General features: G+C 46.8%; 13 protein-coding genes. All 13 read right to left on the bottom strand.

Annotated elements, in window-relative coordinates:
* Window positions 1–57 precede the first annotated feature (57 nt).
* The 13 genes from RT269_RS06710 to ygfK all read right to left on the bottom strand — a co-directional run bounded on the left by RT269_RS06710 (window position 58) and on the right by ygfK (window position 12,538).
* Window positions 58–987: a tocopherol cyclase family protein gene (locus RT269_RS06710; RefSeq protein ID WP_313181426.1), complete on the bottom strand. Its 930-nt coding sequence runs from the start codon at window positions 985–987 to the stop codon at window positions 58–60.
* A 254-nt stretch (window positions 988–1,241) separates the two neighbouring features.
* The gene (locus RT269_RS06705) at window positions 1,242–1,748 is read right to left on the bottom strand and encodes a flavin reductase family protein (protein ID WP_313181424.1); all 507 of its coding nucleotides are present in this window, start codon (window positions 1,746–1,748) and stop codon (window positions 1,242–1,244) included.
* Window positions 1,749–1,814: 66 nt separating this feature from the next.
* Window positions 1,815–2,390, bottom strand: a complete 576-nt coding sequence (locus RT269_RS06700) for a nucleotidyltransferase family protein (RefSeq protein ID WP_313181423.1) — start codon at window positions 2,388–2,390, stop codon at window positions 1,815–1,817.
* Window positions 2,391–2,412: 22 nt separating this feature from the next.
* On the bottom strand, window positions 2,413–3,225 hold the full coding sequence (yqeB, locus tag RT269_RS06695; RefSeq protein WP_313181421.1) for a selenium-dependent molybdenum cofactor biosynthesis protein YqeB: 813 nt from the start codon (window positions 3,223–3,225) through the stop codon (window positions 2,413–2,415).
* Window positions 3,226–3,247: 22 nt separating this feature from the next.
* Entirely contained in the window at window positions 3,248–3,739 is a 492-nt protein-coding gene (locus tag RT269_RS06690) for a MogA/MoaB family molybdenum cofactor biosynthesis protein (RefSeq protein WP_313181419.1), read from the bottom strand.
* The gene (locus RT269_RS06685) at window positions 3,718–4,161 is read right to left on the bottom strand and encodes an MOSC domain-containing protein (RefSeq protein WP_313181417.1); all 444 of its coding nucleotides are present in this window, start codon (window positions 4,159–4,161) and stop codon (window positions 3,718–3,720) included. Before RT269_RS06685 ends, RT269_RS06690 begins: the two co-directional genes overlap by 22 nt.
* 4 nt (window positions 4,162–4,165) lie before the next feature.
* Window positions 4,166–5,134 carry a GTP 3',8-cyclase MoaA gene (gene moaA, locus RT269_RS06680; RefSeq protein WP_313181415.1) on the bottom strand — a complete coding sequence of 323 codons (969 nt, stop codon included), beginning with the start codon at window positions 5,132–5,134 and terminating at the stop codon, window positions 4,166–4,168.
* Window positions 5,131–5,631, bottom strand: a complete 501-nt coding sequence (moaC, locus tag RT269_RS06675) for a cyclic pyranopterin monophosphate synthase MoaC (RefSeq protein ID WP_313181413.1) — start codon at window positions 5,629–5,631, stop codon at window positions 5,131–5,133. Before moaC ends, moaA begins: the two co-directional genes overlap by 4 nt.
* A 31-nt stretch (window positions 5,632–5,662) precedes the next feature.
* The gene (locus tag RT269_RS06670) at window positions 5,663–6,697 is read right to left on the bottom strand and encodes a molybdopterin-binding protein (protein WP_313181411.1); all 1,035 of its coding nucleotides are present in this window, start codon (window positions 6,695–6,697) and stop codon (window positions 5,663–5,665) included.
* 133 nt (window positions 6,698–6,830) lie between these two features.
* A complete protein-coding gene (locus RT269_RS06665; protein WP_313181410.1) occupies window positions 6,831–7,190 on the bottom strand; it encodes a winged helix-turn-helix domain-containing protein in 360 nt (119 codons plus the stop codon).
* A 12-nt stretch (window positions 7,191–7,202) separates the two neighbouring features.
* Complete coding sequence (yqeC, locus tag RT269_RS06660) at window positions 7,203–8,000, bottom strand: selenium cofactor biosynthesis protein YqeC (RefSeq protein ID WP_313181408.1); 798 nt, start codon at window positions 7,998–8,000, stop codon at window positions 7,203–7,205.
* Entirely contained in the window at window positions 8,000–9,376 is a 1,377-nt protein-coding gene (gene hydA, locus RT269_RS06655; RefSeq protein WP_313181406.1) for a dihydropyrimidinase, read from the bottom strand. The genes yqeC and hydA overlap by 1 nt, the downstream gene beginning before the upstream one ends.
* Before the next feature lie 171 nt (window positions 9,377–9,547).
* A complete protein-coding gene (gene ygfK / locus RT269_RS06650; RefSeq protein ID WP_313181404.1) occupies window positions 9,548–12,538 on the bottom strand; it encodes a putative selenate reductase subunit YgfK in 2,991 nt (996 codons plus the stop codon).
* Window positions 12,539–12,540 lie beyond the last annotated feature (2 nt).

Here is a 12,540-nt window from a genome sequence, read left to right as displayed (position 1 = left end):
AGATTTAAGGCTTACGTCCAATTCATAAACTCTATAAATAAGCCGTACTTATAGAAACTATCTATCAACATACTCGAAGCTTACATGGTCACTTGTTAAATCAAATATCAGTTCCTCCTCTTTATACAGCAAAAACCTTGCAAACAATAAATGCTCCTCTTTTATAAAGCGCACCATCTTTCCCAGATCCGGAGCCAAAAGCCTGTGGGAAAACCCTGTCTTTTTTATTCTGTTCCGGTTTGATAAAAATATTTTAAACGTATATTGGCCCTGCTTTAATATGACCGCAGTTTCCCTTTTGCATACCACCTTAACTCCCAGATAGGTGGCAAAGCGGTATTCCTGTCCTTTATACTGGAGGACACAGATACAGCCCTGAAAGCTGTGTCCAATAAAAGGAATGTGGGCAATGGAAACCATGACCGATGCCTCTTGCGAAAACCGGTTGCATTGAAGCCATAAATAATCCCTGGGAAAGGATCTGCCCCTGTCTCCCTCTATATATCCCTTTTCCCCGTCAAATTTCAGAACCTTTCCATTGACTGTAAGGCTTCCTCTAAGGGAGTGGGACATGCTGATGATCTCATGCCTGCATTCCATAAAGGGAACCCATTGAAAGGGGCCCATGATGGTATATTCGATGGGACTTAAGGAGCCGTAACGGATCATTCCCTGAACAGAGATATCCTTTGACCGGATATCCACCTTAATGCCGGTCAGGGAAAAGATGTTATTTCCAAGAATGATCCTTTTTCTCTTTCTGTCAACCAGATATTCCTCCTCTTCAAAGTCCAGGGAATAAGAGCTTTCATTCCATATGATCTGCAAAAACGGGCGCTTCACTCCCTTTTCATCGACACTATGGCCGGGAATAAAGGCTAAGACCGTATCTTCATTCTGATGTTTAAAATACCAGCCCTCAAAAAATGCATGTCTTAACTTGACCATTCCGGTTTTTATGATTTCATTAAGGTCTTTCATCTCCATGATGGATCTCGTCCCTTTCTTTTCATCATTGCTGATTCTAAACATAGGGTTACCAATTATCAGAAAACATAGTCAAAAAAAGCATGTTTTATATTTTATGGAACTAAACCGAAAATACCAGCTGGTCATGAATTTCGAAAAAATATTTTCACCTAAGGCCCCCCCCTCATACAATGCCATGCACAACAAAAAAAGAAGGGCAAGCGGCACCCTCCTTTTTATAGCTTTAACAGTATTTTATTTACCAAAACGGCCTATTCATCTGCCTTTAATACTTTTACAATTTCTCCTATGATGGTATCATGGTAATCTTTTTGCGGATAATTCTGCTTATCAATGGTTTGATCAAAAAAGCCATTGGGATCGATCCTCTGCTTATAAAGCTTGCGGCAGATAAGCACCAGTCTTGCTTCTGAAAAATAAGGCGCCTCTGCGTCAAAGACAGGGGTAAGTCCGGTCTCTTTCTCCTTATCCACGTCACGTCCGGAATGGGCGCCGCAGTAATTTAAAGCGGATCTGCAATTATCACCGAAAAAACTAAGGGCGTAATACTCGCTCTGGTCAATAAATTCCAGGGTATATCTCTGGGGACGGAGCACAATGGCAGATACGCTCTTATTCCACATGATTCCAAGCCCTCCCCAGCTGGCTGTCATCATATTATACTTTTCCTCACTGCCGGCGGAAATCAGCATCCACTCTTTTCCTATCATTGTAAATGGATCCATGGTTACTTGTTTTAAATCAACTGGTTTTAACATGTTAATACCTCCACACTTTTATATTTGTTTATTATATATTCTCATATTATATAACAAATTTATCTGTCAGGATTCGGAATTTTCACGCACATCAATATCCACCAGTTCCAGGCCATCCGGTACCTCGTGAAGGTACAAATCTTCAATATGTCTCCGGATGACCCGCTTTCCTCCCACATCTCCCTCTAATTTCAGAAGCTCCTTTAAATAGTTTCTGGAAAAGATGGCCGGGTTTCCCAAAGCGCCCATGTTGCACAGACAGCCGATTCCCTTTCCGCTGTTTTTCCAGCCATTTACCAGATTTCTTATGGTAGATGCCTTTAAATATGGCTGGTCACAGACCGCAAAGCAATAATCCGTTTCTTCATTTTTAAGCACTTCCAGCGCCAGGTGAATGGAATGGGAGATACCAAGGCTGCTTTCCTTGTTTACCACTACCTCATAACCATAATTGTTCAAGCAGTCCATGATCTCCTGGTACTGGGTAACAACCACTTTCCTGTCAAAGATGCCGTCCGGAAGCTTTTCCACTTCCTCTAAAATGTATTGGTACATGGGTTTCCCCTTGAATTCATGAAGCAGCTTATTGCCGTTAAATCTGCGGCTGTCACCTGCTGCCAGAAGGATAAGTGCCAGTTTCATGCCATCAAACCTCCTCTTTTCATTACTTTTCTATTTTTTCCGCCGCCTCTTTTTTCTTCTTCATGCTAAAAATCGCCTCCAGGACGCCTCCTCCTATGGAGGACGCCTTGTCTGAGATCGTGTAGCAGTTTTGGGCGTTTCCCCTGGGATCAACATCTCCTGACTTCATTCCCTTTGTCACGGTTACACCATCCTGAAGCAGCCCTCTGACAACGCCTCCCACCTGGGCATATATGGGAGCATCCCCTGAATAGCCCACCAGGACGCCTTTTTCAACCAGATCGCCGATCATGACCTGGCCTTTAAAGACTCCGTCAGCCGTTGCACGGATAATCCGTTCTTTATCATAACCGCCGATCATGCCTGGAACTCCTGTATTGGGAAACGCGCTTCCCTCCCAGATACAACGGCCCAGGTTATGGCCTCTTTTTGTCTCCACCACCACATGGCAGTCAAGCCCTGCCGTAAACCCGGGGCCAACACCTACTACCACATCTGCGTCCGTTATCCTGGTTCCCAGATTCTTTTTGGCAATAATGGCATCCACCACCACATCCGGCTTCCAGGTTTCCCGGATCTTACATTCCTCATCCACCACAACCGCAACCTGATCCCCTGCTATGGCCTCATGGATTTCCTCCAGGCTGCGGCATAAAACTCCGGTGACGTCCTCCACCTTTGCCTGTCCCTCATAGACTGCCCTTGAAAAGGCCACCGTCCGCCGCACTGTGGTGGGAACGGCGATATCCGTCATGACCAGGTCAAATCCACAGCGATGCAGCCGGCACCCAATGCCTGTTGCCAGATCACCGGCTCCTTTTATTAGTACCTTCATTATAATCTCCTGATCTTTTGGTTTATTTTCTGGCGCATTCTCCGCCCCTGCCTGACAGGATTTCCAGACCATGGAAAAGAGTATCCAGAATATATTCCAGGCTCTCTCTCACCGCCTTGGTACTTCCCGGAAGATTGATGATAAGGGTCGATCCCCGGATGACGCTGGCGCCCCTGCTTAACATGGCCCGCTTTGTCACAGTCATGCTGTAAGCCCGTATGGCCTCGGCAATTCCCGGTGCATTGCGGTCCGCAACAGCCAGAGTGGCCTCGGGGGTCACATCCCTGGGAGAAAAGCCGGTCCCGCCGGTGGTCAGAACCAGATCGCATTCCACCTCATCGCTTAAGCGCATGAGTTCCTCTTTTATGTCCTCTCCTTCATCGGCAAGGAGCCTGTAGCTGACCACTTCAAAGCCTGCCTTCTCCAATATCTCTCTTATGACTGCGCCGCTTATATCTTCCCGTTCTCCGGCGGCTCCTTTATCACTTAAGGTTACGATTCCTGCTCGGTACATACCGTGATTTCATCCCCTTCCTTCATGAGCCCTCCGTGAAGAACCCTTGTAAAGATTCCATTGGTGGGCATGATGCATTCTCCCATTTTCTTGTATATCTCACAGTGGCTGTGACATTCCTTCCCTATCTGGGTCACCTCCAAAAGGATATCCCCGCACGTCAACCTGGTTCCGACAGGAAGATGAATGAGGTCAATTCCCTGGACAATGACATTTTCCCCAAAGGCTCCGTTTCCGATCTCCGCACCTCTGGCCTTAAAGTCCTCTATGGTATCAAAGGATAACAGGCTTACCTGCCTATGCCATTTGCCCGCATGAGCATCCCCTTCTATCCCGAATTCTTCTATAAAATGCCCTTCCTCCACTCTGGTTTTCTGGGTCCCTTTTTTTTCACTGATACAGACAGCCATTACCTTTCCCATCTGCTTATCCTCCTATCTGGTTCATGTTGGGGCCTGTTTCTCCCTGGTCTTCCTCAAAATGATGGCTCTCCGGTTTGTTCCGGATGCTCTGATTCATCAGATCGAAAAGACCGTCATCAGAAATTCCTTCCCGCAAAGGCCCTTTTAAATCCACTCCTGCGGGACTGTCCAGGCATAGCTTTAAAAATCCGTCAGAAGTCAGCCTTATCCGGTTGCAGTTATGACAGAATTTGTGACTGACGGCGCTGATAAAGCCGATAAAACCAGTTCCGTCTCCCCATGTATAATAAACGGCAGGACCGTTGCCTTTCACCTCGCGGCTTTCCTTAAGCTCTCCAAAAGCCTCTGACAGGATCTCCGCCAGATCATCATTTTCCAGTGCTTTGTAGTTTTTTCCCTGACCAATGGGCATCATTTCGATAAAACGGACCGGGATCCTGCGTTCCATGGAAAAACGGGCAAAGTCCAATACCTCTTCCCTTGTTAAGTCCTCCATGACCGCACAGTTTATCTTTACCTTGAGTCCCGCTTCCAATGCGCTGTCGATTCCTTCCATAACGGATTCAAAGCAGTCTCTTCTTGTGATCCTTGCAAACCGCCGGGGATCCAGGGTATCCAGGCTTACATTGACGCTTGATAATCCCGCAGCTTTCAGCTCTGCTGACTTTTCCTTTAACAGGCAGCCATTGGTGGTCATGGTCACATCTTCAATTCCAGGGATCTCCGCCAATTCTTTGATCAGGACCTCTACGCCCTTTCTCACCAAAGGTTCCCCGCCGGTTACCTTTATCTTACGGATTCCAAGGCGGGCACCGGTCTCACAGATCCTCACGATTTCCCGATAGGTGAGGATGTCCTCATGGCGCAGAGGGGTTATCCCCTCCTCCGGCATGCAGTAGAGACACCTTAAATTGCACCGGTCGGTAACGGATATCCGGATATAATCAATGGTTCTGTTGCAGCCGTCTTTCATAATCCGCTCCCTCTGCCGCCTGAATCCTTTTCATAAAGTCCGCTTTTCCCGCCATCCTTTTTCAAAAGGCAGATATCGCTGATCATCATCCCCCGGTCCATGGCTTTGCACATGTCATATATGGTGAGCAGTGCAATATTCACCCCAGTCAGAGCTTCCATCTCCACGCCCGTCTTTCCCTGGGTTTTAACCGTACAAACCGCCTCTACAGAAAGCCGTTCCTCATGAAGCACAAAATCCACCGCGCATTTTGTAAGCATCAGTCCATGACACAGAGGGATCAGTTCAGAGGTCCTTTTCGCTCCCATGATACCTGCCACTCTGGCAACTCCCAGAACATCGCCCTTTTTCGCGGTACCAAGGGAAATGGCTTCAAAAACCTCATGATTGACCGTAATAAACCCATGGGCAACGGCAATCCGGTCTGTCTCCGCCTTTTCTCCAACATCTACCATGCGGGCATTTCCCTGTTCATCAAAATGTGTCAGTCCATTCATATGTTCGTTCAACCTTTCCTTCTGTAGTGCCTTACCAGCCCTTTCCAAAACCGCAGTTTGGATAATAGCATACGTCGCAGGAGAGACATAGCCCTCCTTTTCCCAGCTTATCAAGGTCTTCCTTTGTTACCGGATCATCCGCTATGAGCCTTGGGAGCACCAGATCAAATACGGTCCTCTTGGAATACATGACGCATCCGGGAAGTCCGGCTATGGGAATGCTTTTCCCATCCTGCCTGTAGTAGGAAAGTAAGAACATGGCTCCCGGAAGCACCGGAGCGCCGTAGGATATCACCTCTGCACCTGTATTACGGATAGCCAGCGGAGTCTTGTCATCCGGGTCAACGCTCATGCCTCCGCTGACAAGCACCATGTCAGCCCCCTGGCGGATAAGGTCAAGAATCGCATCCGTGGTATGCTCCGGCTTATCATCGGTGATTATCTGATCAAGAATCTGGCCGCCCAGTTCTTCCACCTTTGCTTTTAATACAGGTCCAAAGGCATCCTTTATTCTGCCATGGAATACTTCGCTTCCCGTGGTTACGATTCCCACCTTTTTATCCAGGTAGGGAAGCACGGCAAAGATCTTTTTACCTGCGCAGACCTCTCTGGCCTCTTCCATCTTTTCCTTTTCAATGACAAGGGGAATGATTCTTGTTCCGCACAGCTTGTCCCCAGGCTCCACAGGAGTATTGGGGTGTCTGGAAGCGATCATCATATTCCCTAAGCTGTTTATTTTATCTAAAAGTCCGGTATCTATCTTTAATAAGCCCCGGACGGTTGATTTCAATTCAATTTTACCTTCCTTAACCTCGCTGCGATCCATATTATCACCCAGGCAAAGGCTGCAAAGGATTTCAGCAGCTTCATTTTCATGGTAAAGGGAATCATCCTTTTCCCAAACATAAATATGTTCTTTTCCCATGGACAGCAGCACCGGAATATCCTCCTCTGTCACCACATGTCCTTTTCTGAATCTGGCATCTTTTATGACTCCCGGTATGATCTGAGTCATATCATGGCAGAGAACCTGTCCTACCGCATGTACTGTCTTGATCTCCTTCATTTCCCCTCTCCTTTCGTTCTTAGCATAATTTACTTATCAACCCAGGCGCAGCGCGGCTGAGCTTAGAAAATTAATGTTATTCTCAAGTAAGAATATCCATCTTTGCAGAATTTTTTCATATCCGTTCATTATATCATCCGGGAAAATATTTGTAAAATAATTCTTCCACTGCCGCTTCTGCTTCCTCTGCAAAAGCCAGATACTGGTTTAAGAACGTTTCACCCTCTTCGGTTAAAACGGTGGTTCCCCCATTTTCCCCGCCTCTTCTTCCTTCCATCAAGGAAAGTCCCAGATCCTCTTCTGCCTTGTTAATAATCTTCCACGCTTTCGAATAAGCCATATGCAGTTCCTGGCAGGCAGCTGAAAGGGACCCCCTCTCCCTTACAAGCTTCATTAAAGCTGCCACTCCAGGACCGAAGTTGCGCTCTTCATAGTAAACGCGGAGTTTTAAATGATACTTAAGCGTTCTTTCCTCTTTTTTTATTTCTTCCATCTTGATCCTTTTCTACGTTGTGAAGAAGCTGGTCATCACACAGCGCCCTGCCCATTCTTCTCCCAGGCATTCCATGACACGGATCCCATCGGACAGCCTGTTTTCATTATCAGCTTTATTTAACAAAATCCGGTATTCCATGGATTCTGCTCCCTTTCTGGTCCCCTGGCCGCTTACAAGAATTCGGGCCGCCTGGTCCGGCGTAATAAGCTCTTTTTCCGTCTTCCAGCCAAATACGGTCTCAGCAAGCTCCCACCGGAAGCATGTTTCTTCCCATGGGCTTCCAATGGCATCCAGGCCGGCGCATCCAATCACCCCATGGGTGCCTTTTAAAAGAACAGGCTCCCCTTCCCTTGGGATCTTTAAAGGCAGGCGTTTTGCTCCGTCTGCCTCTACAAGAAGCACATCGGAAATGCCCGAAAGCTGCTCCATTTCCTGGAGCGCCATGCCTTTTAATTTTCCATGAGGTGCAGTCTGCCCTGTTACCAGAACCTGGCCCGTATGGCCGGAATACCATTCCTTCCTGTCTTTTAAGTAATCTTTTACGGTTTCAGCCCGGTCCGCCAGCACTACTTCCCGGTTCTCAGGATAGAAGATATGGGTGCTGGTGGTGACGATCACCCGTTTACCCATGGCCGACAGTTCATCGGCCAGGGAAAACATGGTGGTAGTCTTACCGCCTCCGCCGGTAAAGCAAATGACCATATGATCCTTAAGAGGAAACCCCAGGGCTTCCCACAGGGAATCTCTCCTTACCACGGCCTGTTTTTCTTCATTGGCATTTAAGGTATAGACTTTCTTTAATCCCATTAATACAGCTCCATACGACTCTTTCTGGGAACATAAGAACCGGTTTTCTCCAATACGACCTGACCGTCTTTTGCAGCCAGGCGGCCCTTAAAGAATACAAGCTCAGCTTTTCCTTTGACAGAGGTTCCTTCAAAAGGACAATAATCCACATTTGCCACCTGGTTTTCTACAGACATCGTCCACTGGACATCCGGATCCCACACAACGATATCCCCATCGCTTCCGGGAGCAATGGCCCCTTTCTGGGGATAAACACCGTAAAGCTTTGCCGGATTCTCTGACAGCAGACGGCACATCTGCTCCAGCTTTAAGTTATGCTCCAGAACACCGAAGCTGTATATGAGGACAGGACGGGATTCCACTCCCGGCATTCCGTTTGGAATCTTTGTAAAGTCTTCTTTTCCCGCCGCCTTCTGGCTGGTGGTGAAACTGCAGTGATCCGTAGCAATGGTCTGGATATGATTCTTAAGAAGGGCATTCCACAGTCTGATGCTGTCCTTTTCTTTCTTAATGGTAGGAGAAATCACATACTTGCTTCCCTCAAAGCCGGGAAGGTCATAAACGCTCTCATCAAGCAGAAGGTACTGAGGACAAGTCTCCAGATAAATCTCCTGGCCCCGTTCCCTTGCATATTTCACCTCCTGATAACCCTCACCGGAACTTAGATGGACGATGATCACCGGAGTATCTGCAAGGCCTGCAATTTTTAACAGCCTGCCAATGGCTTCCGCCTCAACTGCAGCCGGTCTGGTTTTTTTATGGGAGCTTACGGATAAATTGCCTTTTGCTTTTTCTTCTTCCACCAGTGCTTCTATGAGTCCCATATTTTCACAATGGATACCGGCAATTCCGCCCACTTCCTTCAGCCGCTTCAGTACCTGATAGATTTTCTTATCATTTAAGTACATCTCATCATAAGTCATGTATAGCTTAAAGGAGGTTACGCCGCCTGCAACAATTTCTTCCAGTTCCTTGCTGACAGAAGGGTTCCAGTCGGAGATCGCCAGGTGAAAACCATAATCACAGGATGCGTTACCATCTGCTTTTTTATGCCAGTTTTCCAGCGCCTTTTCCAGGGTCTCTCCCTGATACTGGGTAGCAAAATCAATGATCATGGTAGTTCCGCCTGACAAAGCTGCCTTTGTTCCTGTTTCAAAATTATCTGCGGTAACGGTACCTGCCACATGAAGATCAAAATGCGTATGTGCATCGATGAAGCCCGGGAACAAAAGCTTTCCCGTTACATCAATAACCTCCGCTTCATCAGCCTGGATCCCTGCTTCCACTGCCTGGATCTTTCCCTCTTCCATGAGTACATCCGCCTGGATCAGGCCGCTTCCGGATACTACAGTTCCACCCTTTAATAGCGTCTTCATAAAATATCTACATCCTTTCTTTCAGCTGTATCGGCCGTTCTTTTGGCCTGCTTTTCTCTTTGCCTATTGGCAGCCAACAGTTTCAAAGCTTGAAAGGCGCAGGGAGAAACTCATTCTCCGACTGCGCCGATCCATTGCCAATAATTCTTTTTGCTTCTTTCGGGACTTTTCTTATCCTAAGATATAGTCATAGTCACTGCAGACAGTTTCCATAACTTTTCTAAGTCCTTCCGGAATCACACTGTCCTTTTCACCGGCTTTCCAAGTGAGAATATTTCCAAGGTAACGCACCTTACAATCGGCTGTTCCCTTATCTAATACAACAAAGCCTTCATTCTTGCTGTTTTCCATGTCAGCTTCATTGGCGAATAAGGTAAACTTATCTAAGTAAGGAGCACTGTCATATGGACAGAAGCTCTTACAGTTTCCGCACTCATTGCACATATAGTCTACATGGACGATCTGGTGCATGGACAGGCCTGGAATATTCAGAGCCAGGTTTGCACGGTTTGGACAGACCTCAGCACAGTTTTCACAAACGTTGGAGCAGCCAAGGCATCTTGCATCTTCTATCTTATAATCCCTGGTAACTTCAAGGATACCGCGCTTATCATAAATCTTATCTAAGTTATCCACTGTATCATCAAAGTCCACAGCAGCCTTCTTGCCTAAAATTGCTTCAGCAGCCACACGGGCATCTCTCATAGCCTCTACTACTGTAGCCGGTCCATAGAGTCCGTCGCCTACCACATAAACTCCTGCAGCGCTGGTTTCTAAAGTTTCCTCGTTAACAAGGACTTTGCCGCGGTTGCTTACGTTAATGCCGTTTGCTTCATAGAATTCTGTGGGAACCTGCTCACCTACTGCAGCGATCACTGTATCTGCAGGAATCTCTACAGTCTCTTCTGTTTCTACTATACCTCTTCTGCCGGTAGCATCGGTATCACCAAGCTTCATCACTTTGCAAAGGAGTTTTCCGTTTTTAAGCTCTACAGGAGACAGCAGTTCCTTGAATTCCACGCCGTCTTCCAGTGCCATCTCTAATTCTTCCTCATCTGCAGGCATATAGCGCTTGGTTCTGCGGTAAACCAGGTAGGAGTGTTCCACGCCTTCTGTTCTCTTTACCGCTCTGGCTGTATCCATGGCAGTATTTCCGCCGCCGATGACCACGACATTTTTACCGATGTTTAATTTTCCGTCGGTCTCTTTAAACTGAGCCAGGAAATCTAAAGCATTTATGGTTTCTCCTGCTTCAAGCTTTAACACGCCTGGCTTTGACGCGCCTGTTGCAAGGATAATATAATCAAATCCTTCCTTCTTTAAAGCTTCTAAATCTGTCACTTCAGCATTTAATCTTAACTCAGCTCCATATGCCAGAGACAGGGCAGCATCTTTGTCGATTGCCTCATCCGGAATACGGAATCCAGGGATCACATGCTTTACCACGCCTCCTAAGCTGCCGCTCTTTTCAAAAATGGTTGCAGGCATTCCGTTCTTTGTCAGGAAATAAGCTGCTGCAAGACCAGCCGGGCCGCCGCCTACTACTGCTGTCTTTTTGCCCTTCAGTTCGCCTGCTTTGATCTCTTTCATGAAGGCATCGTAACCGCCTTCTGCACAGACCAGCTTAACTCCGCGGATATTTACCGGATCTTCATAATAGTTCCGGTTACACTTGCTCATACAGTTATGGGCACAGATGGTTCCGGTTATGAATGGAAGCGGATTCTTCTCTGCGATTACCTTCATCGCATCCTCATATTTGCCTGCACCGGAAAGCTGTAAATAGGTGGTGATATCCTGATGAATGGGGCAGCCTTCCTTACATGGAGCCACATAACAGTCAATAAGGGGAACGCTCTTAGGCATCTTCCTGACAGGAAGTGGTTTAACTGCCTTTTTGTGATGAGGATCATGAACTGCATCTGCTGCCAGTTTCGCAGTTTTTTCCGGATCAACTCCTGTAAACTCCACCTGGCCGCCTTCCAGCTTCTCTGCGATCTGGTAAAGTCTCTGATAGCCGCCCGGCTTTAAAAGAGTGGTTGCCACGGTTACAGGCCAGATTCCTGCATCTACAATTGCCTTGATGTTGTGGTAATCTGCACCGCCTGAGAAGGAAATTCTTAATTTTCCGTCGAATTCCTTTGCCAGTCTGGCTGCCAGAGTAATGGACAGAGGATATAAAGACTTTCCGGACATATACATCTCTTCGCTTGGAAGCTCTTCATTTTTTACATCAACCGGGAAGGTATTGGTGATCTTAACACCGAATTCCAAGTTCTTTTTCCCAGCCAAAGCCATAAGGGTCTTTAACATGGGAATTGCATCCTCGTACTGTAAGTCATCAAGGAAGTGGAAATCACCGAATGACACATAATCATATCCCATATCATCCATGGTCTTTCTGGCAAATTCATATCCAAGAAGAGTGGGGTTGCATTTAATGAAGGTATTCAGTCCCTTTTCCTCGATCAGGTAAGTAGCAATTCTCTGGATCTCCTGAGGAGGACATCCGTGAAGAGTGGAAAGGGTTACGGAATTGCAGATTTCGGAAGGAATGCTCTCGATATCTTCTCTGGTCACGTTCTTAAACTGATCCAAATGATCGAAAAGATATTTGATACAATCTTTAAACATCTCTGTATCTTTTGCATCTTTCATGTTATCGATAAAGGAGTTCACCTTCGGGGATTTAATTCCTTCCAGATCATATCCAACGCTCATGTTGAACTGGAAGCCATCCATTGCTCCAAGGCCGTATTCTTTGGCAATGATGTGAAGCAGGATCCATGCCTTGATGTATTCGTCCTGAGCCTGGGGAACATAAAGTTCTGTAGACCACTCACAGTTATAGCACTCGTCATCTGCCTTAATACATGGCTTGCTTACAGGCAGATCTTCTCCGTCTAAGACCTGAACAGTCTTTAATTCAAAGAAACGGCTTCCGGCATAGTAGGAAGCTACAATATTCTGAGTGAGCTGGGTATGAGGGCCGGCTGCCGGTCCCATAGGTGTCTCCAAATTACGCCCGAATATTTTGCGGTTGTTTTTCTCGTCTGCCTTATAAGGTCTGTAGACACCAAAAACAGTATCATTCTTTCCTTGTTCTTTTACGATCCAGTCCACTAACTGCCCAAATGGCATTGGGGTCATTCTGTCTCCCATGT

This window comes from Lacrimispora sp., from assembly GCF_032078915.1.
In the GTDB taxonomy this organism is placed as follows: Bacteria; Bacillota; Clostridia; order Lachnospirales; family Lachnospiraceae; genus Lacrimispora.
Note: the sequence above shows the minus strand (reverse complement) of the source record. Positions and strands in the feature narration are given on the sequence as shown.